Source organism: Dietzia kunjamensis (assembly GCF_045689975.1).
Taxonomy (GTDB): Bacteria; Actinomycetota; Actinomycetes; order Mycobacteriales; family Mycobacteriaceae; genus Dietzia; species Dietzia kunjamensis.
Genome location: NZ_CP143297.1, coordinates 2,879,097 through 2,902,575 on the forward strand (window position 1 = coordinate 2,879,097; position 23,479 = coordinate 2,902,575).

Here is a 23,479-nt window from a genome sequence, read left to right on the forward strand (position 1 = left end):
GTCACGCCAGACCGCGACGCAGGTCCTCGATGAGGTCTCCGGCGAACTCGAGCCCCACCGACAGTCGGACCACGTTGTCGCCGATGCCCACCGCGGCGCGGGCCTCGGGCTCCATGGACGCGTGGGTAGTGGTCGCGGGATGGGTCACCAGCGTCTTGGCGTCGCCCAGGTTGTTGGAGATGTCGATGACCTCCAACGAGTTGAGCAGGGAGAAGCACTCCTTCTTGCCGCGGCCGCCCTCGTCGTCGTCGTACTTCAACCCGAACGTCACCACCGACCCGCCGCCCGACATCTGCGCCCGCGCCAACTCGTACTGGGGGTGCGACTCGAGCATCGGGTATGTCACCCGCTCCACGGCCGGGTGCGACTCCAGGAACCGCGCCACCTCCAGCGCGTTGGCACTCATCCGCTCGACGCGCAGGCTCATGGTCTCCAGGCCCTTGAGCAGGACCCACGCGTTGAACGCGCTCATCCCGAACCCGGCGTGGCGCATGAGGTTCTGCACAGGGCCGGAGATGTACTCCTCGGTGCCCAGCACGGCGCCGCCGAGGACGCGGCCCTGGCCGTCGATGTGCTTGGTGGTGGAGTACACGACGATGTCCGCGCCCAGCTCGAGCGGCTTCTGGTGCAGGACGGTGGCGAAGACGTTGTCCACCACCACCTGCGCGCCGGCGGCGTGGGCGAGATCGCACACCGCGCGAACGTCGACCAGCTCCTGCATGGGGTTGGAGGGGGTCTCAAAGAAGACTGCGTCGGTGGGCTCGCTGAGCGCCTCGCGCCACTGGTCGAGGTCGGCGCCGTCGACGAACACCGTCTCCACACCCCACCGCGGCAGGATTTCGGCACAGATCACGTAACAGGAGCCGAACAGCGCGCGCGAGGCCACCAGGCGCGACCCGTTCCCGCACAGCGCGGCCAGGGCCACGAATACCGCGGACATGCCGGAGGAGGTGGCAAAGCACGCCTCGGCGCCCTCGATCTGCCGCAGCCGCTCCTGGAACATCGCGACCGTCGGATTGCCGTAGCGGGAGTAGACGAACCGCTGCTTCTCGCCGTTGAACGACGCCTCGGCCGCCTCCGCGGACTCGTAGACGTAGCCGGAGTTGAGGAACATCGGCTCGGTGGTCTCCTCGAAGCCGGTGCGCATCTGCCCGGCCCGGACGCCCAGGGTGTCGGGGTGGAGACCGTCGGGGAGCTTGTTGTTTCTCATCGCTGCTTTCTTGTGTGTGGTGCGTGGGTGATGCGGCGGGGCGAGGGGCGTACGGGCGTGGCGGGCTGGCCGTGGTGGCCCGGTCAGGACTGGCGCCAGGCCAGGCCCGCGACCTTCCACCCGTTGACGGTGCCGCGGTGTCCGGCGGCGTCCGGGTCGCCCTCGAACCCCTCGGCCACGTTGTAGGCGGTGCGGTATCCGGCGGCGGTGGCCTGGCTCGCGGCGGCGGCGGACCGGCCACCACTGCGGCACAGGAACAACACCGGTGTCTCCGCGGCGACACCGGCCTCGCCGAGGTGCTCGACGAACCGCTCGTTGGGCTGGCCCGCCGAGGTCATCCACTCGATACCCAGCGTGCGCTTGCCCAGCTCGGACAGATCGGCGCCGCCGACCCACTGCCACTCGGCGCTGGTACGGACGTCCACCAGGACCGCGTCGGGATCGGACGCGAGCAGATCCCAGGCCTGGCGGGGCGATAGGTCCCCGGCGTAGTCGCTCATGGGTGTCGATTATGCTCCCCCGACGGCAGATCGACTGGGTCGAGGTACCCCGCTCGCCTTTCTGTGCGACGATCGCGGACATGACGCCTGTCACAGATTCCCCGTTCCGGGTGGCCGTAGTGGGGTCCGGCCCGGCGGGGGTTTACGCCAGCGAGGCCCTGCTGGACTGGAGTGACAACCGGGATCCCTCCGGACGCGGGATCGTGGTGGACCTCATCGACCGGCTCCCGGTCCCCTACGGTCTGCTGCGGCACGGCGTGGCCCCCGACCACCCCCGCATCAAGGGCATCGCCCGCACGCTGGAGGGGATCGCCGCCGACCCGCGCATCCGGTTCCTCGGCAACGTCGAGTTCGGCCGCGACCTCACCCTGGACGACCTGCACCGCTTCTACCACGCGGTCGTCTTCTCCACCGGCGCGCTCGCGGACCGTCGGCTCGGCATCCCGGGCGAGGACCTCGAGGGGTCGTACGGGGCCGCCGAGTTCGTGACCTGGTACGACGGCCACCCGGATGCGCACCCCGAGTGGGCGCTGACCGCCGAGCGCGCGGCCGTGGTGGGCGTCGGCAACGTCGCCCTGGACGTGGCACGCATGCTGGTGCGCAGCCCCGAGCAGTTGGAGCCCACCGACATCCCCGAGCACGTCCGCGCCGGGTTCGGCACCAACACGACCCGGGTGGTGTCGGTGATCGGCCGCCGCGGCCCCGTCCACGCCAAGTTCACGCCCCTGGAGCTGCGGGAGATGACCAAGGTGGAGGGCGTCACGATCGTGGTGGACCCGGCCGACCTGGAGTACGACGACGACGAGGCGCGCACCCTCCGCGACAGCGATCGCCGGGTCGGGCAGGTGTGCACGCAACTCGAGAAATGGGCCGGGGCGCAGCGTGAGGCCGGGCACGGTTCGGCGGATGAGGCCGAGGCCGCCGCCCTCGCGGCCGGCGAGCGGGTGGTGCGGTTCCGCTTCCACCGGTCCCCGGTCGAGATCCTGGGTTCCGACGGCCGGGTGTCCGGGCTGCGCCTGGCGGTGACCGAGCCCGTCCCCGGACCCGAGGGCGTCGGCGGGCGGGTCCGCAGCAGCGGCCGGACGGAGGACCTGCAGGTCGAGGCGGTCTATCGCGCGGTCGGCTACCGTTCGGCCGCCCTGGAGGGTGTGCCCTTCGACCAGGACTCGGCGACCATCCCCAACGACTCCGGCCGGATCCTCGACTCGCCGGGCGGGGAGCACCTGCCGGGCCTGTTCACCGCGGGCTGGGTCAAACGCGGGCCCTCCGGGGTGATCGGCACCAACCGTTCCTGCGCGGTGGAGACCGTGGGGCAGTTGGCCACCGAGCTCGAGTCCGGCACGCTGCCCGAGCCCTCCGAGCCGGACCCGCAGGCCGTGCGCGACCTGCTCACCGACCGCGGCGTGGACCTCGTCGACGGCGACGCCTGGCTGGAGATCGACGCCCACGAGCGTGGGCTCGGCGAGGCGGCGGGCCGCGAACGCACCAAGCTGCCGGGCCGCGCGGAGATGCTGGAGGTCGCTCGCGCCTCCCGTTCCACCAGCCGCTGACCCTTCCCTCCCCTGTCGGATCCGCTCCACCGCCAGCCTCGGAGAAATCCGCTACTCGGATTCCCGATCCGCTACCCGAATCCGAGTAGCGGATCCGGAGACGGGGTAGCGGATTGTGCGGGGGTCGGTTTCTCCGGCCGGGGCGGTCGATGCGGGGCGCTGTCGGTGTCGGGGATGCGGGGCGCTGCCGGTGTCGTGAATGTGGGGCGCTATCGCTATCGGGGTCAGTCCGTCTCCGCGACGAGCCGGCCGATCTCGTCCAGCGACACCGTGCCCGGGTCGAAGTAGCGGGAGTGGGCGCTGCGCACCGAGTCGGCGCCCGAGTCCGGCTCCGTGACGTCCACCGCGAGTCCGCCGAACTCCCCGGTGCCCGGGCGGCCGCCGAGTACGCCGGTGATCGACCACCACGGCACCGGATCCCAGCGCGAGGCGACGCCGACCACCTCGTCCTGCCCCGCCGCCCGAGCGACGCCGACCTCGTCGACCCGTTGCCCGGCGATCGAGTCGACGCCCGCGCCGGGACTGCCGACGTGGATCATCCGGTCGGCTGCCAGCCCTTCCGGGTCCTCGGCTGCCGCCCCCAGGACCGCGGACCCGTAGCTGTACCCGACCGCGACATGGGGAGCGTCGTCGCCGTCCCTGCGTTCCACCGCGTCCAACCCTGCCGCGAAGGTCCGCAGGTCAGCGGCATGCGCTCGCGCGGGTGCCGTCGAGGAGCCGGCGGTCGCGACGTCGGCGGGCGCGTCGTAGCCCTGCCACGACACCGCGACGCAGGACTCGACGGCCGCGTCGGGTGTCCAACCGGCCGCACCGGGATTAGAGGCGGCCCCTTCGAGACCCGAGGCGGCCGCCTCGCACATCGCGTCCACCCGCTCGCCGGTGCGATCGAGGGTGTCCAGCGACGACCCCGTGCCCGGTATGAGCGTGACCACCCGGTCGGCGGTGTCGGGATCGGCGCTCGCGACCACCGCGCGACCGTCCGGGTGCAGGTCGAGGAGATGCCGTCGCGGGTCGGCCTCGAGGTGCGCGGCCAACGCGGACAGGCCCCGAGCGGCACCGGCGAGCCCGTCGCCGCCGGCGCCGGTGTCGGCCGCGTCGAGCAGTCGGCGCAACCGGGTCCGGTTGATCGCATCCCGCGTCGCCGACGACAGGCCGTCCACCGATCCCAGCTCTGGGTGGTCACGGGCCAGCCTGGCCCGGTCGGCAGGCCCCAGCCCGTGCCACACTTCGGCGACCGCCCGGGGATCGTCGTCGGTCGATCCCGACAGGTCGATGCACGGGCGCGTCGCCGGATCCGTGTGCCCGGTGAGATGGTCGGCAGCTTCGCGCAGCCGCTTCGCCAGGCCGCGATCCGCCTCCCCCACCGCGATGGTGTCCCCGGTGCCGGGCGCGGCGAGTTCGTCGTCGCTCCAGCTGATCACCGCCCGCGCCAGCCGCGCCCCCTCGGCCCGCAGGACGTCAGCCACATAGAGGCAGTTGCCGGAGACCATCCTGGCCTCGGCGGCAGCGTCAGCAGCGCGGCTGCGCGCCCGGGCCCCCGCATGGCCGGACCACCCGCCCTCGTCGGCCATTCCACTGACCGCCGCGCCGCTGCCTATCCCGTCACCGGCCACCGCGCCGCCCAGTCGGCGGGCGACCATGTCGAGGTCCTCGGCCGACTCGGCGATCCGCCGACCCACCGCCGCCGCCCGCGATTCGGCGTGGTCGATCGCCACCACCAGCGCCTCAGCCCGCTGTCCCGGTGACACCGCGGGCCACCTCCTCATCCGCCTCCGCCAGCAGTCCGGCGGCCCGGGCCATCGCCTCCGCGATCCGCCGGCTCTGCGCCTCGTGCTCCCGGGCCCGCCGGGCGAGCAGGTCCGCGCACTCGGCGAGCGCGGGACCGGTGAGCAGCGCCCCCGCACCTCCGGCCGCCATGCCGGCAGCCGCCGCCGACGCCTCCTCCAGCGCCGCGACCAGATCCGCCGCACTGGCGGCCGTGTCCACGCCCGCGTCGCGGACCCGGGCCGCCTCGGCCGTCACCGCCGTCTGCTCGAACGCCAGGAGCACGGCCCCCAGCGGGCCCGCCTCGGCCGTGGCGCCCGGCGCGGCGACCCCGCCACCGGCTCGCTCCCCCTGCTCCGCCATCGTCCCCGCTCCCCTCCGGCCCGGGCATCCGGGCCGTTCGAGAGGTCACGCTATGGGCGGAGTACGACGCACAGGGCCCGCCAGCGGGGGCCTGTGGATGAGGTCGACGACCATTCACAGGCCCGGGCGAGCCGGTCCGTCTCTCAGCGCAGGTCGGGCTGTTCGGCGTACCGCCCGCCGACGAACATGCGAGCGAGCACCGCTCCCAGCCCGACGATGAAGACCACCAGGGCACCCGGAAGCGCCCACCCCGGCATCTGATCGGTCCCGGACCGGGCAGCCATCACGATGCCCACCTGTCCCGCCACCAGCAGCGCGAGCGTCAACGCGGTGATGAGCCACAGGTCCTCACGCAGCAACCTCTCGAACCTGCGCAGTCGGGCTCCGGAGGCAGTCCACCACTGCTTGTTGGGGGCGTTGATGAACTCGGGAGCCGACACCACCAGCCTCGACATGAGCGGCATCGGCAGGACGACCACCAGCGGCAGTAGCGCGGAGAACGCCAACGCGCCGTTCCTGGTCGACCAACCGTCGGCCTCGCCGCCCGCGCCGAAGTGCGTCGGCACCCGATCCGGCAGGACGGCCACCTGCCAGGCCAGCACGCCGAGCCACACCAGGATCACTGCCACGGACAGCGTCAGGATCCACGGCGCCGTCGGCTCCTTCGGCAGATCGCGTGCGTCGTCTGCCGCGGACCTCGTCGTCGTCATCTCGCGGCGCCCTCCCAACCCACGATCACCGGCCGCACCTACCTCACCACCGTCACACGCGACGCGGCCTCGCGGGCGCGCTCACGCGCGATCTCGACGTCCTCGGCGGTCGCGACGGCCACGCCCATCCGGCGGAACTCACTGGCGGACGGCTTGCCGAACAGACGGACATCGGACTCCGGCACGGCCAACGCCCGGGCGATGCCCTCGAAGCCGACTCCCTCGACGGTCCCGCCGTCCTCGGCGATTCCCGCGCCGCCGTAGATCACCGCGGACGCGCCCGGACTGGCCATGGTGGTGACCACCGGCAGGCCGAGGACGGCGCGCGCGTGCATCTCGAACTCACTGAGCACCTGGCTGCGCAACGTCACGAGTCCGGTGTCGTGGGGACGGGGGCTGACCTCGGAGAAATAGACGTCGACGCCCTTGACGAACAGCTCCACGCCGAACACGCCGACCCCGCCGAGCGCGCCCGTCACCCGCGCCGCGACCGACCGCGCCGAGTCGTAGGCGTCGCGGGTCATGGCCTGCGGCTGCCACGACTCGACGTAGTCGCCGCGCTCCTGGCGGTGGCCGATCGGCTCGCAGAAGTCGGTGCGGATCTGTCCCGTCTCCGGGTCGACGCTCCGGACGGTGAGCAGCGTGATCTCGTACTCGAAGTCGACGAACGACTCCACGATCACGCGCGCCCCCGCGACGCGGGCGCCGGACTGCGCGTAGTCCCACGCCGTTTCCACGTCCTCGGGACCGTGGAGGGACGACTGTCCCTTGCCCGACGACGACATGGTGGGCTTGACCAGGCACGGGAACCCGATCCGGGAGCACGCCTCCTGCAGTTCCTCCAGCGAGGAGGCGAACGCGAAGCGGCTCGTGGGCAGGCCCAGCTCCTCGGCGGCGAGGCGGCGGATGCCCTCGCGGTCCATCGTCAGCTGCACGGCGCGGGCGGTGGGCGCGACGCGGGCGAGGCCGTCCTGTTCGATCTGCGCGAGCGCGGCCGTGGCGATGGCCTCGATCTCCGGCAGGATCACCTCGGGCTTCTCCAGCTCGACGACCCGGCGCACCTCGTCGGCGTCGGTCATGTCGATGGTGTGCGAGCGGTGCGCGACCTGGTGCGCCGGGGCTCCGTCGTAGCGATCGACCGCGATGACCTCGACACCGAGACGCTGCAGCGCGATCGTCACCTCTTTGCCCAGCTCGCCCGAGCCGAGCAGCATCACGCGGGTCGCGGTCGGCGCACCCGGCGTGCCGAAGCGGTCCACGGTGGGCGGGGCGAGGGGATCGTGGGGGTCGGTCATGTCGACCACGCTAGTAGACCTGCGACGACAGCCGAAGTGCGGCTGAACAGACTATCGGGCCCGGCACCGTGAGGTGCCGGGCCCGACCGGTCGAACATTGTGGTGCGTTGCGATCACTACGCCGGTTCAAGCGGGGGGAGGTCGTCGGTATCGTCTCCACCGCTGCCGGCCTCGCTGAACCCGGAACTCATGAACGAGCTGCCCTCGCCCTCTCCGTCCTCCGAGCTGGCCGCAGCGAGCGAACCGAGGACGTTAGCGCCCATCTCGACGCTGCCGCCGGAGATGGATCCCGCGGAGACGGGCTCCACAGAACCTCCGGGGATCCTGCCGTTGATCTGGTCCGCGACGACCTGCGGGTCGATACCGAAGTTGGTCTCCAACCCTCCGAGCGTGCCGTCCTCGTTCACGGGGACACAGAGGACGATGCCGACCGCCGGGGTCTCCGGCGACAACGCGGTCCAGCTGACATCCGCCCCGGCCTCGACCAGGACAGAGCGGCCCGGCTGACCGAACACGAACGGGAGAACGTTCTGAACGACGTTGTTCTCGACCACGGGATCGTCGAGCTCCACTGCTGGAGCCCCCTCGTCGTCGGCAAGGAGGTGGGTCAGCCCACCGCCGGCCTCGATGGCAGTGATGAGCGCGATGCCAGCCGCGAGGTCGCCCTCCGGGTAGTCGGTCTCGAGGTCGTTGTCTTCGATCGTCGAGTACGGGGCGGTGGCCCCCAGGCAGCGCTGGTCGGCATCCGACTCGTTGGTATAGGTGACAGTCGGGCCACCCTCCTCATTGGGCGCGACCGTGACGGGTCCACTGAGGGCCTCGCCAGCGGTCTCGAGATCACCGGCGATCTCTCCGAGATCGATCGAGCTACTGCCCAGCGAGCCCGTCGACTCGTCATCCTGGGCGGAGGCGATGCCGGCACCCGCGAAGGTGGTTCCGGCAGCGAGGGCGACGGCCGATGCTCCGGCCAGGAATCGGTTACGAACGAACATGAATGCTCCTTGCAGTGAGGGAAAGTCACCACATCGAGGACCGCGGTGACACTCGCTAACGCTCAGGTGAACGCCTTCGCTGAGCGTGGCATAGATCACACCTACAGCGGTCGTAAGCGGCGCAGACTTAAGGGTTCTATAATTAGATGTTAACTTTCTTATCATCACTGGCCACAGGCGCAACAGCAGTACCGGCCACCTGCCTCTAACCCGCTCGACGGTTAGGCGATAATGTGTGTTCAAAGCCACATGAAAGGGCACACCTGTGACGAGTTCCTCCACCGGCCCCCTGGCCGGCATCCGCGTCGTCGAACTCAACGGCATCGGCCCCGGGCCTCACGCCTGCATGATGCTGGCGGACCTGGGCGCCGACGTCGTGACCGTCATGCGCCCCGGGGAGCTCGATACCCAGGTCGGCGGCTGGGCGCACATCACCCGCCGCGGCCGCACCGTGGTGGAGGCCAACCTCAAGAGCGACGAGGGCCTGTCGCAGGTGCGCGGACTCATCGCCAAGGCGGACGTGCTGGTCGAGGGCTACCGCCCCGGGGTCACCGAGCGCATGGGCCTGGGCCCCGACGAGTGCCTGGAGCTCAACCCGCGCCTGGTCTACGCCCGCATGACCGGCTGGGGCCAGCACGGCCCGCTCGCCCACACCGCCGGCCACGACCTCAACTACATCTCGCTGACCGGCCATCTCAACGCCACCGCCCGTAAGGGCGAGCGCCCCGTGCCGCCGCTCAACCTCGTCGGCGACTTCGGCGGCGGGTCGATGTTCCTCATCCAGGGCATCCTCGCCGCGATCATCGAGCGCGCCACCTCGGGCAAGGGCCAGGTCATCGACGCCGCCATGACCGACGGCGCCTCGGTGCTGGGCCAGTTCCAGTGGGCGATGCGCGCCCGCGGCCAGTGGTCGGACGTCGCCGGGACCAACATGCTCGACACCGGGTACCCGTTCTACGACGTCTACACCTGCTCGGACGGCAAGTACATGGCGGTTGGTTGCCTCGAGCCGCAGTTCTACGCCGAGTTCGCCCGGCTGTTGGGCATCGACGGCGAGGGGATGCCCGGCCAGTTCGACATGGACCGTTGGGAGGAACTGCGCGAGATCATCGCCGGGAAGTTCGCCGAGAAGCCCCGTGACGAGTGGGCCGAGCTGTTCTACGGCACCGACGCCTGCACCACGCCGGTGCTGACCTACACCGAGGCGCTCGACCACCCCCACAACACAGCGCGCGAGACCTTCGTCGAGGTCGCCGGCGATGCCGGGCCCGCGCCCGCGCCTCGCTTCTCGCGAACTCCGGCCCCCACGGTGCCGACCGCTCCCCCGACCGAGGCCGCCGCGATCGACCAGGTGTGGGCCTGAGCATGACCGATCCGGGGGCCGCGCCTCGATCGGCGAACGATAGCCCTCCGGCTGGTGGTTCCCGCGTGGCCGGGGTCGTCCTGATCGTCGATCCCGCATCGTCCGACCCGCCGTTCCGTCAGCTCAAGGGCCAAATAGTCGAGGCGGTCTCACGCGGGAAACTCACGGCGGGAACCCGCATGCCCGCTGTGAGGAAGCTGGCCGAAGAGGCGGGTGTCTCCACCGCCACCGCTGCCAAGGTGTACCGCGAACTCGAGGAGGCCGGCGTGCTCGAGGGGCGCGGCCGATCGGGCACATTCGTCTCCGCCGCCGACGTGGCCGACGCAGCGCTGACGCGGGCGGCAGAGGAGTTCGTCGAGCGCTCGTCGGGCGCCGGCTTCGGCCTCGAGGATGCCTTGGAGGCCGTCCGCAACGCGTTCAAGAACCTGGACTGACGGCCCACTCCAGCAAGTGAACGCAAAACGCCCCGCCACCTCGTGTGATGGCGGGGCGTCGCGCTCAGGTGCTCCGCTTATCAGCTACCGAGCGAACCCATGTCGAGCGAGCCGAAGAGCCCGCCGGGCTCGTAGGCGAAGGCGACCTCGTCCCCGCAGGTCGCGACCGCGCCCGAGCGGTAGTCCGCCTCGGGATCGTAGCTGCCGACGCCGGTCCAGTCGACGCTTGCGCCGGCCGCAACGGTCGCCGAGGCGAGGGCGTTCTTGCCCTCGGCATTGGCGGCCTGGATCTCGTCGTCGTACTGGGCCCATGCCTCGGTGAAGGTCGTGTCCTCATCGATGGCGTTCTCGACGTCCGACACAACGTCCGCGTCAGTGACGCGGATAACGCAGGTGAGATCCGCCTCCGTGTTGTTGGTGATCTCACCGCCCACGACCTCGGTGTCGCCCGCGACTGTCAGCGTGACAGCGTCGGGCGCCGACGACCCCAGCGAACCGAGCGACTGGGCCTGGGCGACCCCGGCACCGCCCAGAACTGCAGCGGCACCGAGAGCCGCAGTGGAGATGGAAGCACCAAGCTTGGTGGTAAGACGCATGGATTAGGCCCCCTTGCGTTGCGAAACAGCGGCCGAATCTCGGCCACGCTGACCGATGCTAACCGCATTAACACATGGCGTGAATCACCTTGACACCTTAAAAATCTGAATCCTTCCTTATCGAGGGGCGCTGGCAACGACTGTGTTGCGTGACGTCTCAGGTCGCCGTCCCGATCCCCGGCACCGATAAGTGGCCGACCGCAGTGCGCCGAAGCCCAGCGACGCGCGGGGCTCCGGGAGCGCTGACGGCGGTTCGCTGGAGTTGCCAGCACCGCTTTCGAACTGCCTCAGATTCCCGGCCCGCCGCCCTGATCCACGACCAGATCCCGGAATACAGACCTCACCCCCGGCGAAGCTCGGGCGCCGGAGGTGAGGTGGATCCGGGCTCGTCAGCTCCCGAGCGAACCGGTCAGGCTACCGAGCGAGCCCCCGACGTCGAGCGATCCGAGAATACCCCGCCCCTGGGTCGTGGAGACGTACTCAGCATAAGAGAACGGCATCGCATCCTGCCCCTCGACGGCCTCGTAGTCGAACTCTTCGTTGGGTTCGACACACAGGACCAACGCCTCGGCCTGGTAGCCGGTCGGGGCGGGCACGTCCCACGTCATGGACTCATCGCGGTCGATGAACACGTCGGGGAGCTCAGGGTCGAAGCCGACTCCGCCGCCGGTGGCACCGACGACCGTACCGTCGAAGAGTAGCCCGAAGATCCGCGCGGCCATCTCTTCAGTCTCGTACTTCTCGAGCGTGTCGCTCATCGCCTCGCTGGCGTCCGCGGTCAGGCTGTTAACCCCGTACCGATCGACGTGCGCGTCGAACGCCTTGATGACCTCTGCCGGCGCGGAGTACCCCATGCATGCGACGGACCGGTCGGCCTTGTTCGTGTACGTCACCTCGACCCCGTCATCGGTTCGGTCGGAGACCAGGATGGAAGGCGACTTCGTCGTGAAGTCGCCCGCAGCGACACTGCCCGTGTCTCCGCCGATCTGGGCACTGGCCGCGCCCGACAAGGCGGTGACCGAGGCGATGGCGGCAGCCGCGGCGGCGACTCCGAGGCGGGTGGAGGAACGCATGTGATGCTCCGTTCTCGAGGGGGTCGGCCGGTTCCGGCCGCTCGCCTCCCATCTCACCCCGGCGATCCGGGGCGCGTTGTCACCCGTTCTGACGACATGTGTCGTACGTTCACACCAAGTCCGCCCCCACTAGCCACATGAGCCTCACCTGCCCCAGCGCGGGCGATCGGGGGACGCGGTCGGCCTGAGCGGACCGGTGCCCGGCCTACCCCAGGATGTCTCGCCGCACCACGTTCTGGTCGCGCCCCGGGCCCACGCCGATGTACGACATGTGGCAACCGGCGAGCTCCTCGAGCCGCAGCACGTAGTCGCGGGCGGCGAGCGGCAGGTCGCTGAATTCGCGCGCCCCGGTGATGTCCTCGTCCCAGCCGGGCATGGTCTCGTAGATCGGCGTGGCGTGGTGGAAGTCGGTCTGCGTCATGGGCATCTCGTCGTGCCGCACGCCGTCGACGTCGTAGGCCACGCAGATCGGGATCTCGCCGATGCCGGTGAGCACGTCGAGCTTGGTGAGGAAGTAGTCGGTGAACCCGTTGACGCGCGCGGCGTAGCGGGCGATCACGGCGTCGTACCAGCCACAGCGGCGGGTGCGGCCGGTGTTGACGCCCACCTCACCGCCGGTGACCTGCAGGTACTCGCCCCACTTGTCGAACAGTTCCGTGGGGAACGGCCCGGCGCCCACGCGGGTGGTGTACGCCTTGACGATGCCCAGCGAGTGCGTGATCCGGGTGGGGCCGACGCCCGCGCCCACGCAGGCCCCGCCGGCGGTGGGGTTGGACGAGGTGACGAACGGGTAGGTGCCGTGGTCGACGTCGAGCATGGTGGCCTGCCCGCCCTCCATGAGGACGGATTCGCCGCGGTCCAGCGCCTGGTTGAGCATCAGGGTGGCGTCGCAGACCATGGGCCGCAGCCGGTCGGCGTAGCCGAGGAAGTACTCGACCATCTCGTCGACCTCGACCGCTCGACGGTTGTAGATCTTCACCAGGATCTGGTTCTTGAGGTGCAGTGAGCCCTCGATCTTCTGGCGCAGGATCGATTCGTCGAAGATGTCCTGCACGCGGATGCCCACCCGCGAGACCTTGTCCGCGTAGGTGGGGCCGATGCCGCGGCCGGTGGTGCCGATGGCCTTCTTGCCCAGGAACCGCTCGGTGACCTTGTCCAGCGCCTGGTGGTACGGGGCCACGAGGTGGGCGTCGGCCGAGATGCGCAGCCGGGAGGTGTCGGCGCCGCGGGCCTCGAGGCCGTCGATCTCCTCGAACAGCGCCTCGAGGTTGACCACCACGCCGTTGCCGATGACCGGGGTGGCCGTGGGCGACAGGATGCCGGCGGGAAGGAGCTTGAGCTCGTACTTCTCGCCGCCCACCACTACGGTGTGGCCCGCGTTGTTCCCGCCGTTGGGCTTGACCACGTACTCGACGCGGCCGCCCAGGATGTCGGTGGCCTTACCCTTGCCCTCGTCGCCCCACTGGGCGCCGATCAGAACGATCGCTGGCATGGTTCGCTTTCACCTCGAAAAGAGTCGTCTACACGGTGAGGGACGGACACATCGTCGTGATTCCGCGCACACCAGCGCTCCAGAATAGTCGCATCCGCGCTCTCACCCTAGTCGCCAACCCCCCAAAGCCTGCGCAGTCGCACGGGCGTTCCGGGCAGGAGCTGCGAGATCCTGTCCGCCGAGCGGGCGGTGAGCACGCCGATCACCGGGTAGCCGCCGGTGACGGGGTGGTCGGGGCCGAAGACCACGGGGGAGCCGTCGGCGGGGATCTGCACCGCGCCGCGCACCATGCCCTCGCTGGGGATCTCGCGCGCGTCGAGGCGCGGGACGGGCCGTGCGGGGTCGATGCGGACGCCCACCCTGTCGGCGTGCCCGCTGACGTGCCCGGTCGCGGCGAGCACGTCCCACGCGGCGGGCGGGAACAGGTCGTCGCGCGGCCCGGGGATGACGTCCAGCTCCACGGATTCCCTGGCGCCGGTGACCGCGCCCCCGCCGACCACACCCCGGCCGACGGAGACCTGCCAGCCGTCTGCCCACGGCCCCACCACGGCGTCGCCGACGTCCAGCACGTCGCCGGCCACGACGGGCGGTGGACCCAGCCCTGCCAGGGTGTCGCGCGATCGACTGCCCAGCACCGCCGGCACGTCGATCCCCCCGCGCACGCCCACGTAGCTGCGTACCCCGGCGACGGGGCGGCCGATCTCCAGCGTCGACCCGGCGTCCAGTCGGAGGACCTCGCCGGTGGCGACGGTGCGGCGGGAACCGTCGGAGGTGACGACGACGACGAGGGCCTCCGCTCCCGTGATCGCCACGATCGCGGGCTCATCCGTCCTGACCGTCAGCCCGCCGAGCAGCACCTCGAGCACGGCGGCCGCCGGGTCGGTGCCGACGGCCCGCAGGGCGGTGGCCGCGGCGGCGCGATCGGCGGCCCCGGACGCGGTCACCCCGAGCGAGGCGTGACCGGGGCGGCCGAGGTCCTGCACGAGCGCGGACGGTCCGGCCCGCAGTACGAGCAGACTCATCGGGGCGCGTCCGGGCTCATCGGGACTCGCCCGAGCGCCCGCGGTCGTCCCCGGATCGCCCGCCCAACTCGCGGAACCGGACGGTCATCCCGGGGGCGAGCAGGGCGGGGTCGGGCCGGTCGAGGTCCCACAGCCGGGCGTCGGTGGTGCCGAGCAGCTGCCACCCGCCGGGCGAGGCCCCGGGGTAGACGGCGCAGAAACGGTCCGCCAGGCCGACCGCTCCGGCCGGGACCCGCGCGCGCGGCGAGTCCAGCCGCGGCACCGCAGGCAGGGCGGACTCCATCGACGGCCCCCCGGCCGCCTCGGTCACACCCGCCCCGCCCGCATCCGCCCTGCCCGCATCCGCCCCGCCCGCGTCCAGCTCCCGCGCGTCGACGAGGTAGAAGAAGCCCGGCGCGAACCCGCCGAACGCGGCCCGCCACGTGATCGAGGAGTGCGTGCGGACCAGCGCTTCGGTGGACATCCCGGCGAGGTCGGCGACCGCGGCAAGGTCGGGCCCGTCGTAGCGGACGTCGATCGTCACCCCTGCCACCCCGCCTTCCGCACCTGCTCCCGAGCTCGCATCCCCGCCCGCATTCGCGCCCGCATCCCCGACATCCGCTACTCCCCCTACGGATCCGCTATTCGGATCAGAAGCGCCGATCCGGAATCCGGATAGCCGATCTCGGGAGGGCAGATTTGAGGCGGGCCGTTTTGAGGCGGGCAGATTGCCGGAGGATGGCGGAGCGACGGGCTGATCAGCGGGGTCGGTGAGGAGCGCCTCGAGCCGCCGCCGCAGCTCGGGCAACGCAGCGGCCTCGCGCACGGTCACCAGAACCGTGCGGGCCGCCGCCACCACGTCGAGAGCGTCCGGTCGCCACTGCTCGATCCTCGCGGCCATTGAGACCGCCTCGGCCAGATCGGCACAGTCGAGCAACAGCGCGGCCTCCCCGCAGCGGCGGATCCTCGTCGTCGTCATCCGGACCCGGGCTCCCCCGCCGGCCCGTCCCCCACCGCATCACGCCCGGACCCGTCCCCCACCGAGCCGCGCGGTCGGACGTAAGGCGCGGCGAACGGCGCCACCTCCACCCCGGCCTCCTCGAGCGACGCGCGCACGCGTCGCGCCAGGTCGACGGCGCCGGGGGTGTCCCCGTGCACACACACCGAGGCGGCGGCCACCACGACCCGCGCTCCCTCGGCGGTGTCGATCGACTCCCCCGTCGCCATGGCCACGACGCGCTCGGCGACCTCGTCGACATCGGTGATCACCGCGCCCGGCTCGCCGCGGGGCACGAGCGTGCCGTCGGGCCGGTACCCGCGGTCGGCGAACGCCTCCGTCACCGTGGGAACGCCGACGGCCGCGGCGTGGGACAGCACCACAGCACCCGGCAGGCCGAGGATCGGCAACGGCTCCTCCGAGGCGAGTTCGGCGTACCGCACCACGGCGTCCACGACACCCGCGGCCTGCTCCGGATCGCGGACGATACGGTTGTAGAGCGCGCCGTGTGGCTTGAGGTACCGCACCCGCGTCCCATGCCGTCGCGCGGCCATGTCGAGCTCGACGAGCTGGAACTCCACGAGCCGGGCGACCTCCTCGCGGTCGAGGTCGTGCTCGATACGCCCGAAGTTGGCACCGTCCCGGTACGAGGGGTGTGCCCCCAGGGCGACCCCGCGGTCGGCGGCGGCGACGGCCGTGGCGATCATGGTGGGCCGGTTGCCGGCGTGGAAGCCGCACGCGACGTTGGCGGATGTCACCACGTACAACAGTGCGGCGTCGTCGGGATCCGGCCCGGCGCCGGGTGCGAGTGACGCGGGCCACCGCGGCGTCCCCCGGCGGGCCTCGCCGAGGTCGCAGTTCAGATCGATCCTGCGCGCCTGTCCAACCACGCTTCCATCCTGCCCCAGGTTCGCCCCCGCCATCAGCTGCGGTCATGATGGAGGTCATGATCGTCATCCGCTGCGGCTCGGCCCCGGTCCCGACGGTTCTCGGTGAGCGCCCCCGCATCCAGGTCAGCGAGGTGCCGACCAAGGACGAGGTCAACCGTGCGTTGGCCGAGGTGGACCCGGGGCGTCGACTGGTCCTCTGCGGCACCGACGCCGCGTTGGCCGCGGTACTCACCCGCCTGCTGCGGACCGAGAATCTCGACGCGGAGATCGCCTACGTCGCCGACGAGCCCACCCCCGCCACCCGCGCCTACGGGCTGCCGACAGGATCGGAGGCGGCCAAGCTCGGCATCCGCGGCACGTCGCGTGAGGTGCCGCTCGTCCGCGACGAGACCGGGACCGCCCTCGTCGGCGAGGCCCTCGTACGCGGCCCTGAGGGCGACCGACTCGTGGGCGAGGCCTACGCCGACGACACTGTGGTCTTCTCCGGCGAGACGGACACCCTCACCGTCCGACCCACACCCGAACTGCCCGGCGTCCGGGCCACCGCCGCCCGGCCCCGCAGGTTGCGTCGGCGTCAGTGGGTGGCGGCCCGGGCGGTGCAACTGGGCACCGAGGCCGGCCTGCTCACCCGGGACGGACTCACCGGTCGGCGGGCCATCAAGAGGACGACTTTCTATCGTCATACCGAGCCATGGAGGCTCGTGTCGCCCTGAGCGGCGGCATCACCGACGCCGGTCGGTCCGGCGCGTCCGGCCACTCCTCCGTCAGTTCCGGCTCGACGGCGGGATTGCGGACGGTCGGCGGAAGCGTGGCGAGGGCCGAGATCTTGCTCAGCCCCGCGACCTGCATCATGTCCACCAGGATCGAGCGCAGCTGGGCCAGCATGACGGTCTCGGTCAGGCCCGACCCCGTGATCAGCTCCCGCTTGGCGCGCGACGCGACCGCCCGCAGCTCGCGGTGGACCTCGGCGTCCGTGGGCGCGTCGGAGTCCGCGGCCACCCGCCGGGTGAGCACCTCCAGAGCCCCGGCCAGCGCCGCGATCAACGAACTCAGCGCGGGCGGTACGTCCACCTGATCGTCCGCCGCCACGATCGCCCGGCGCGCGAGGACACGGATGTTGCGGATGCCGTTGTCCAACGGGTTGAGCATCGCCGTGAGGACGATCTCCTCCGGACGCCGCCGCCGGTAGAACGGGGAGATCCGCACCAGTTCCCGCGCCCCCGCGAGCTGCTCGGAGATCTCATCGACGGCCGGCTGGGTGTCACGGGCGTCCTGCAGGGCGGAGCGGATGAGCTCCGAGTCGCGCCGTTCCAACCCGTCCGCGACCTCGGCGAGCACCGACGACGCCACGCCCAGCAGCGATGCCGCCTCTCGGCGGGCGCGGCGCAGGGGATGGACGGGCATGAGTGCCATCGCGGCCAGCGCCACCACCCCGCCCACGGCAGCATCGAGCATCCGCTCGTAGCCGCCCGCGCTGCCCGGCGGCAGGATCGTGGCCACGAGGATCGCCGACGAGGCCGCCTGGGTGCCTGTGATCGCCCCGCGGTCGACGAACACCGCCGCAGACATCGCCAGGATCACCACCAGCGCGATCTGCCACGCCCCGGAGCCGATCTCCCGGATCAGCAGGTCACCGAACCCGACGCCGACGATGACGCCGAGCACCAACTCGACACCCCTCCGGACGCGACGCCCCATACCGGTGCCCAGGGCGATGGCGGCCGCGATGGGCGCGAAGAAGGGCGCCGAGTGGTGCAGCACGTCGTGCGCGAGGAACCAGGCCAGTCCCGCGGCGAGACCGCACTGCAGGATCGGCAGGAACGCGTAACCGAGTCGCCGGGCGCGCGCCCTCAGCGGGCCCGGCAGCGCGGCGTAGACGCCCAGCGCGCGGGCGTCCAGTCGGTCACGCCAGGCCGAGAGACGCGGCGGCGTGCGGGTCTGACTCATTGACCAGGTCCAGACAACGGATGTACTCGTCCTCCTCACCGATCGACTGCGCGGCGCGGGCCAGCGCGGCGACGCAACGGAGGAAGCCGCGGTTGGGTTCGTGGTCGTACGGCACCGGCCCGAAGCCCTTCCAGCCGTGGCGCCGCAGCTGGTCCAGTCCGCGGTGATACCCGGTGCGGGCGAAGGCGTAGGCGCTGATCACCTCGCCGGAGTCGAGTGCGCGCTCCGCGAGCTCGGCCCACGCGATCGAGGCGGTGGGGTGGGAGGCCGCCACGGTGCGGGGATCCTCCCCCGCGGCGACGGCGGCCTCCGCCTCCGGGTCACCGGTGAGACGGGTGGGCGGGGGGCCGAGGAGATCTCCGAACTGGGTCATGCCCCCATTGTCCACTAATCCGCCGCATCGCCTCTCCCGCCCCCATTTGCTAAGGTCGGGGGCATGCGGCGCCCCGGACGGGGCGCCGTGCGCTCGTCGCGGGCAGTGGTTTCACGCCCCTTCGGAGCGATCGTGGTCCCGGTGTCGAGGCCCCGTTACGCGGACTCCTCCAGTCCCCGCGTCGGACGAGCTTCCACCGGCACCAGTCGGAGCGAACGAACTGGTCGAACGTGGGCCGGAAGGAAAAGCGTGTCTAGACAGCGTATTGCGATCATCGGAGCCGGGCCGAGCGGAATGGCCGCCCTGAGGGCGTTCGAATCGGCCCAGCGATCCGGGGCCAAGATCCCCGAGATCGTGGCCTACGAGAAGCAGGACGACTGGGGCGGCCAGTGGAACTACAACTGGCGGTCGGGCACCGACAAGTACGGCGAGCCGGTCCACTCCTCCATGTACCGCAACCTGTGGTCGAACGGCCCCAAGGAGGCGCTCGAGTTCGCCGAGTACACGTTTGACGAGCACTTCGGCAGGCCCATCTCGTCGTATCCGCCGCGTGAGGTCCTGTGGGACTACATCGACGGCCGGGTCCAGGGGTCCGACGTCAAGGACAAGGTGCAGTTCTCCACGGCCGTCCGTTGGGTGGACTACGACCGCGATCTGGACACCTTCACCGTCACCGTGGAGAACCTCAGGTCCGGCAAGACGACCTCGTCGGAGTTCGACCGCATCATCGTGTCCACCGGCCACTTCTCCTACCCCAACCTCCCGGACTTCAAGGGCATCGGGACGTTCCCCGGGTCGATCCGCCACGCCCACGACTTCCGCGGGGCCGAGAAGCTGGCGGACAAGCGCGTTCTGCTGATCGGCGCCTCCTACTCCGCCGAGGACATCGGCGTGCAGGCCTTCAAGATGGGCGCCCGGTCGGTGACGATCTCCTACCGCACCGCCCCCATGGGCTACGACTGGCCGGACGGGATGGAGGAACTGCCGCTGGTCCAGCGGTTCGACGGCGAGACCGTCCACTTCACCGGCGGCCAGACCCGCGAGTTCGACGCCGTGATCCTGTGCACCGGCTACCTCCACAAGTACCCGTTCCTGCCGGCGGACCTGGCCCTGCAGTCGCCCAACAACATCTACCCCGCGGGGCTGTACCGCGGCGTCGTGTGGCAGAAGAACCCCAAGGTCTACTACCTGGGCGCCCAGGACCAGTGGTTCACCTTCAACATGTTCGACGCCCAGGCCTGGTACGTCCGCGACCTCATCCTGGGCCGGGCCAAGTTGCCGTCCGCCGAGGATAGGGTCGCCCACATGCGGGCCTGGCGGAACCGCTTCCAGGAGTTGGACGGGGACGCCGACGACGTGCGCTTCCAGGCCGACTACGTCCGCGACCTCATCGAGGCCACGGACTACCCGATGTTCGACCTCGACGAGGTGGTCGAGATCTTCCTCGCCTGGAAGAAGGACAAGAAGAAGAAGAACATCCTGACCTACCGGGACAAGCCGTACCGCTCCGTCCTCACCGGCACCATGGCGACCGTCCACCACACCCCGTGGCTCCAGGAGCTGGACGATTCGCGCGAGCGGTACCTCTCGACGCCGGAGAAGACCGAGATCGAGGAGCTCGTGGTGGGCGCCGACACCACGCCGGGACAGGACGCGCAGGTCGCCGGCGAGTGAACCGTCGGTGACGTCTGGGGCGAATCCGCTCCCGGACGTCACCCGAGGGGACAGACTTGAACGCGTGACCGCGTCTCCCGCCCCCTCGCCCGAGTCTCCCGGGTCGGCCCACATCGCCGGAACCGCCCGCATCGCCGATTCCCATCCCACCGGTGGCATCGGCAGGCGCTCCCTCCTCCGGGCCGGAGCGCTGGCCGGTGCCGCCGTCGGGACCGGTGCCCTGGCCGGACGCACCGCCGTCGCCGGGGCCGCGGCTGCCGGGGGCACAGGAGGTGGCGGGGCCCCGGCCGGAGCCGTCTTCCGGCACGGCGTCGCCTCGGGCGACCCCATGGCGGACCGCGTCATCCTGTGGACGCGGGTGACGCCCACCCCGCAGGCGAGCCCCGGTTCGGGGATCGGTGACCCCGTCGTCGTCGCCTGGGAGGTCGCCACCGACCCGGGGTTCACCTCCCTCGTCCGCACTGGCTCCGTCGTCACCGACGCCGGCCGCGACCACACGGTCAAGCTCGACTGCACCGGACTTGCGCCGGACCGCTGGTACCACTACCGCTTCCGCGCGCTCGGTCAGGTCTCGCGGACCGGGCGCACCCGTACCGCGCCCGCCGACGGCGCCATGCCCGCCACCGGCCGCTGGCGCGTCGGCGTGGTGTCGTGTTCCAACTGGGAGGCCGGCTTCTTCTCCGGTTACCGCCACCTCGAGGCGCGCGGGGACCTGGACGCGATCATCGAACTCGGTGACTACATCTACGAGTACGGCCGCGGCGAGTACACCGCCGCCATCGGGGCGATACGCCCGCACGAACCACCGCACGAGATCGTCACCCTGGCCGACTATCGGATCCGGCTTGCGCAGTACCACACCGATCCCGACCTGCAGTCCCTGCACGCGCACGTCCCCTGGATCTGCACGTGGGACGACCACGAGCTGGCCAACGACTCGTGGGAGCACGGTGCCGAGAACCACCAGCCGCACGAGGGCCCGTTCTCAGACCGCAAGGCCGCGTCCTCGCAGGCGTACTTCGAGTGGATGCCGGTCCGGCCGGAGTCGCTGCGCGACGGCGGGCACCTCTACCGGCGCCTGCGCTGGGGGTCGTTGACCGAGATCAGCATGCTGGACCTGCGCTCGTACCGTTCCGAGAGCCCCGATCGGTTCAACGGCCTGGCGATCGACCAGACCAACACGATGACCGGCGCCGAGCAGTTCGACTGGCTGGCCCGCGGGCTGCGGTCGTCGACCGCCCGCTGGAACGTCATCGGCAACTCGGTCATGGTCTCGCCCGTGCTCATCCCGCCGTTGGACGCGCGCACGACCGGCGCGCTTACCGAACTCCTGGGGGCCCCGCGGGAGGGCATCACCTACAACTCGGACCAGTGGGACGGGTACGCCGGTGAGCGCCGCCGCCTGTTCGAAGTCATCCGCGCCACCGGCAACCGCAACCACGTCTTCCTCACCGGCGACATCCACACGTCCTGGGCCAACGAGGTGCCGTTCGACCCGGCGGACTACCCCGGGGCCGGCACCGGGGCGGTCGAGTTCGTCACCCCGTCCATCACGAGCAACAACATCAACGACATGGTGGGCGGACTACCCGAGGGCAACCCGCTCTCGCAGGCCGCCCAGGGCGCGCTGACCGCCGCGAACCGGCACGTCCGCTGGGCCGATCTCGACCGCCACGGCTTCACGGTGGTCGAGTTCACCAGCGACTACGCCCACGCCGACTACTGGGCGCTCGTGGCCCGCGAGGACCCGAACAGTGGCGCCTACCCGATGGCGAGCTGGCGGACCCGGCACGGCACCGACCGCCTGGAGCCCGCGGGCCCGCTCCCCTGACCCGGCAGGTCGGGTGGGCCCGGCACCGGCGACGGCGCCCGTCAGTACGCGGGGTCGAGCGATCCCGCGTCCGTGCCGAGCGATCCCGCCGCGGACGCCGCGGACCCCGCGGCGCTCCCCCACGGTGACGCCGGGTCGCCGATGCTCGCGGTCGCGCCGCCCGTGGCGCGGGAGTCGGGGAACTCCTCGAGCGGGACGAAGTAGACGTTCCGGCTCTGACTGGGGACCACCAGGGTGCCGTCGACGATGATCGGCCCGGCCGGGGCCAACGGCCCCTCCAGCTCGAGGACGCCGGTGATCGCGCCGGTGCGGACGTCGAGGCGGTACACGTTCCCGGCGGTGGTCGAGAAGTAGGCACCACTCGCGTGGATCACCGGGGCACCCTTGATCGCGCCGACAGGGTTACGCCACAGTCGCTCGCCGGAGTGCAGGTCATACGCGTAGGCGGCGCCCGTGGTGGGACTGCCCACGAAGACGGTGCCGTCGTGGATGGTCGGCGCACCGGACCGGTTGTTGGTCGGGGCGGGCCCGACGCCGATCACGTCCCGCCACACCACCTCGCCGGACTGCTGGTCCATCGCGATGATCGTGTGCTCCTCGCGCGCGCCGGCGATCCCGGGCAGCAGGGCGCGGTTGGCCGTGGTGACGACGATCCCCTCGTGGACGGCCGGCGGGACGTCGTCGAGGCCGTGGGTGAACTCGGGGAACTCCCGCTGCCAGGCGAACTCGCCGGCCGCGGTGTCGTAGGCGAAGAACGTGTACGGCCGGGGCGCGCCGCCGCCGAAGTACAGCACTCCGCCCTGTACCGACGGCGAGGACATGCTCACCACGTGGCCGGTCTCCACCACCTCGAGCGCCTCACCGGTCGCCGGGTCGAGGTTGTTCAGGCGACGGTCCCCGGTGACCGCCCAGACCGCTCCGCCCGTCACGGCGGGTGTCGGCATGACCTCGCCGGCGGTGTCGTGGCGCCACAGGATCTCACCGGTGTCCGGGTCCAGACCCAGGACGCCGGACTCCCCGGTGCCGCGGTAGCCACCCGGCCCGTCCTGGAAGAAGCGGTTGCCGAATCCCACGAACAGCCGCCCGTCGGAATGGATCATCTCCGAATGCACCCAGTTCGGCGCCTGCGCCTGCCACAACAATTCGCCCGTCGCCAGGTCGAACGCCTGCAGCTCCCCGGAGCCGTGACTGCCGACGAACACCTTGCCGTCGGCCACCACCGGGGTCGCCCGCACCTCGTTCGCGGTGGGGATGGTGCCGGAGAAGATCTGGGCTCCACCGGTGACGACGTGGGTGTTGTTGGTGGGGGTCGCGCGGTACTGGCTCCAGTCGCCGGGGTCGGCGTGGGCCGGGCCGATGCCGGACAGCAGGAGCGCCGAGACGGTCAGGCCGCCGGTGAGGACACGGACAGAGCTGAGACGGAG

The 23,479-nt window shown here is 71.2% G+C and carries 22 protein-coding genes; 6 read left to right on the plus strand and 16 right to left on the minus strand.

The genetic code is table 11. The features are described from left to right. Window position 1 precedes the first annotated feature (1 nt). Both VZF99_RS13500 and VZF99_RS13505 read right to left on the minus strand, forming a co-directional pair. Window positions 2-1,330: an O-succinylhomoserine sulfhydrylase gene (locus tag VZF99_RS13500; protein WP_407335052.1), complete on the minus strand. Its 1,329-nt coding sequence runs from the start codon at window positions 1,328-1,330 to the stop codon at window positions 2-4. Beyond that, the gene (locus VZF99_RS13505; protein ID WP_407335053.1) at window positions 1,294-1,710 is read right to left on the minus strand and encodes a rhodanese-like domain-containing protein; all 417 of its coding nucleotides are present in this window, start codon (window positions 1,708-1,710) and stop codon (window positions 1,294-1,296) included. Before VZF99_RS13505 ends, VZF99_RS13500 begins: the two co-directional genes overlap by 37 nt. Before the next feature lie 80 nt (window positions 1,711-1,790). On the opposite strand from VZF99_RS13505, the gene VZF99_RS13510 reads away from it, so the two are divergent. Further along, window positions 1,791-3,260: an FAD-dependent oxidoreductase gene (locus VZF99_RS13510; protein WP_407335054.1), complete on the plus strand. Its 1,470-nt coding sequence runs from the start codon at window positions 1,791-1,793 to the stop codon at window positions 3,258-3,260. Window positions 3,261-3,484: 224 nt separating this feature from the next. Here the strand turns inward: VZF99_RS13510 and VZF99_RS13515 are convergent, their stop codons facing one another. From VZF99_RS13515 to VZF99_RS13535, 5 genes are all read right to left on the minus strand, one after another. Beyond that, a complete protein-coding gene (locus VZF99_RS13515; RefSeq protein WP_407335055.1) occupies window positions 3,485-5,008 on the minus strand; it encodes an alpha/beta hydrolase in 1,524 nt (507 codons plus the stop codon). Further along, window positions 4,986-5,387, minus strand: coding sequence for a hypothetical protein (locus VZF99_RS13520; protein WP_154829769.1), 402 nt, complete (start codon window positions 5,385-5,387; stop codon window positions 4,986-4,988). Before VZF99_RS13520 ends, VZF99_RS13515 begins: the two co-directional genes overlap by 23 nt. Window positions 5,388-5,530: 143 nt before the next feature. After that, on the minus strand, window positions 5,531-6,097 hold the full coding sequence (locus tag VZF99_RS13525) for a DUF1648 domain-containing protein (protein WP_120286406.1): 567 nt from the start codon (window positions 6,095-6,097) through the stop codon (window positions 5,531-5,533). 38 nt (window positions 6,098-6,135) lie between these two features. After that, window positions 6,136-7,392 carry a formate-dependent phosphoribosylglycinamide formyltransferase gene (gene purT / locus VZF99_RS13530; RefSeq protein ID WP_407335056.1) on the minus strand — a complete coding sequence of 419 codons (1,257 nt, stop codon included), beginning with the start codon at window positions 7,390-7,392 and terminating at the stop codon, window positions 6,136-6,138. Between the two features lie 116 nt (window positions 7,393-7,508). Next, window positions 7,509-8,384 carry a hypothetical protein gene (locus VZF99_RS13535; RefSeq protein ID WP_407335057.1) on the minus strand — a complete coding sequence of 292 codons (876 nt, stop codon included), beginning with the start codon at window positions 8,382-8,384 and terminating at the stop codon, window positions 7,509-7,511. A gap of 265 nt (window positions 8,385-8,649) precedes the next feature. Between VZF99_RS13535 and VZF99_RS13540 the strand changes: the two genes are divergently transcribed. Beyond that, window positions 8,650-9,747 (plus strand): CaiB/BaiF CoA transferase family protein, encoded by a 1,098-nt coding sequence (locus VZF99_RS13540; RefSeq protein WP_407335058.1) that lies wholly within the window; start codon window positions 8,650-8,652, stop codon window positions 9,745-9,747. Window positions 9,748-9,812: 65 nt separating this feature from the next. Beyond that, a complete protein-coding gene (locus tag VZF99_RS13545) occupies window positions 9,813-10,181 on the plus strand; it encodes a GntR family transcriptional regulator (RefSeq protein ID WP_407335059.1) in 369 nt (122 codons plus the stop codon). Window positions 10,182-10,261: 80 nt separating this feature from the next. On the opposite strand, the gene VZF99_RS13550 is transcribed toward VZF99_RS13545, so the two are convergent. From VZF99_RS13550 to VZF99_RS13575, 6 genes are all read right to left on the minus strand, one after another. Further along, window positions 10,262-10,777 (minus strand): hypothetical protein, encoded by a 516-nt coding sequence (locus tag VZF99_RS13550; protein ID WP_120286410.1) that lies wholly within the window; start codon window positions 10,775-10,777, stop codon window positions 10,262-10,264. A gap of 389 nt (window positions 10,778-11,166) precedes the next feature. Next, complete coding sequence (locus VZF99_RS13555; RefSeq protein ID WP_407335060.1) at window positions 11,167-11,850, minus strand: hypothetical protein; 684 nt, start codon at window positions 11,848-11,850, stop codon at window positions 11,167-11,169. Between the two features lie 205 nt (window positions 11,851-12,055). Then, entirely contained in the window at window positions 12,056-13,342 is a 1,287-nt protein-coding gene (locus tag VZF99_RS13560) for an adenylosuccinate synthase (RefSeq protein ID WP_407335061.1), read from the minus strand. A 107-nt stretch (window positions 13,343-13,449) separates the two neighbouring features. Further along, window positions 13,450-14,364 carry a biotin-dependent carboxyltransferase family protein gene (locus VZF99_RS13565; protein ID WP_407335062.1) on the minus strand — a complete coding sequence of 305 codons (915 nt, stop codon included), beginning with the start codon at window positions 14,362-14,364 and terminating at the stop codon, window positions 13,450-13,452. A 16-nt stretch (window positions 14,365-14,380) separates the two neighbouring features. Beyond that, window positions 14,381-15,322 (minus strand): 5-oxoprolinase subunit B family protein, encoded by a 942-nt coding sequence (locus tag VZF99_RS13570; protein ID WP_407335063.1) that lies wholly within the window; start codon window positions 15,320-15,322, stop codon window positions 14,381-14,383. Then, window positions 15,319-16,230: a LamB/YcsF family protein gene (locus tag VZF99_RS13575; protein WP_407335064.1), complete on the minus strand. Its 912-nt coding sequence runs from the start codon at window positions 16,228-16,230 to the stop codon at window positions 15,319-15,321. The genes VZF99_RS13570 and VZF99_RS13575 overlap by 4 nt, the downstream gene beginning before the upstream one ends. Window positions 16,231-16,286: 56 nt before the next feature. Between VZF99_RS13575 and VZF99_RS13580 the strand changes: the two genes are divergently transcribed. Continuing rightward, window positions 16,287-16,943: a hypothetical protein gene (locus VZF99_RS13580; protein ID WP_407335065.1), complete on the plus strand. Its 657-nt coding sequence runs from the start codon at window positions 16,287-16,289 to the stop codon at window positions 16,941-16,943. Here VZF99_RS13580 and VZF99_RS13585 read toward each other — a convergent pair. Together VZF99_RS13585 and VZF99_RS13590 are read right to left on the minus strand one after the other, a co-directional pair. After that, window positions 16,888-18,177: an aromatic acid exporter family protein gene (locus VZF99_RS13585; protein ID WP_120286416.1), complete on the minus strand. Its 1,290-nt coding sequence runs from the start codon at window positions 18,175-18,177 to the stop codon at window positions 16,888-16,890. The two genes, VZF99_RS13580 and VZF99_RS13585, sit on opposite strands and share 56 nt — an antisense overlap. After that, window positions 18,134-18,550 carry a DUF3151 domain-containing protein gene (locus tag VZF99_RS13590; protein WP_067719394.1) on the minus strand — a complete coding sequence of 139 codons (417 nt, stop codon included), beginning with the start codon at window positions 18,548-18,550 and terminating at the stop codon, window positions 18,134-18,136. The genes VZF99_RS13585 and VZF99_RS13590 overlap by 44 nt, the downstream gene beginning before the upstream one ends. A 249-nt stretch (window positions 18,551-18,799) precedes the next feature. Between VZF99_RS13590 and VZF99_RS13595 the strand changes: the two genes are divergently transcribed. Together VZF99_RS13595 and VZF99_RS13600 are read left to right on the plus strand one after the other, a co-directional pair. Beyond that, entirely contained in the window at window positions 18,800-20,224 is a 1,425-nt protein-coding gene (locus tag VZF99_RS13595) for an NAD(P)-binding domain-containing protein (RefSeq protein ID WP_407335066.1), read from the plus strand. A 112-nt stretch (window positions 20,225-20,336) separates the two neighbouring features. Continuing rightward, window positions 20,337-22,055: an alkaline phosphatase D family protein gene (locus VZF99_RS13600; protein ID WP_407336136.1), complete on the plus strand. Its 1,719-nt coding sequence runs from the start codon at window positions 20,337-20,339 to the stop codon at window positions 22,053-22,055. 41 nt (window positions 22,056-22,096) lie between these two features. Here the strand turns inward: VZF99_RS13600 and VZF99_RS13605 are convergent, their stop codons facing one another. After that, window positions 22,097-23,443: a PQQ-binding-like beta-propeller repeat protein gene (locus VZF99_RS13605; protein WP_407336137.1), complete on the minus strand. Its 1,347-nt coding sequence runs from the start codon at window positions 23,441-23,443 to the stop codon at window positions 22,097-22,099. Window positions 23,444-23,479: the final 36 nt, after the last annotated feature.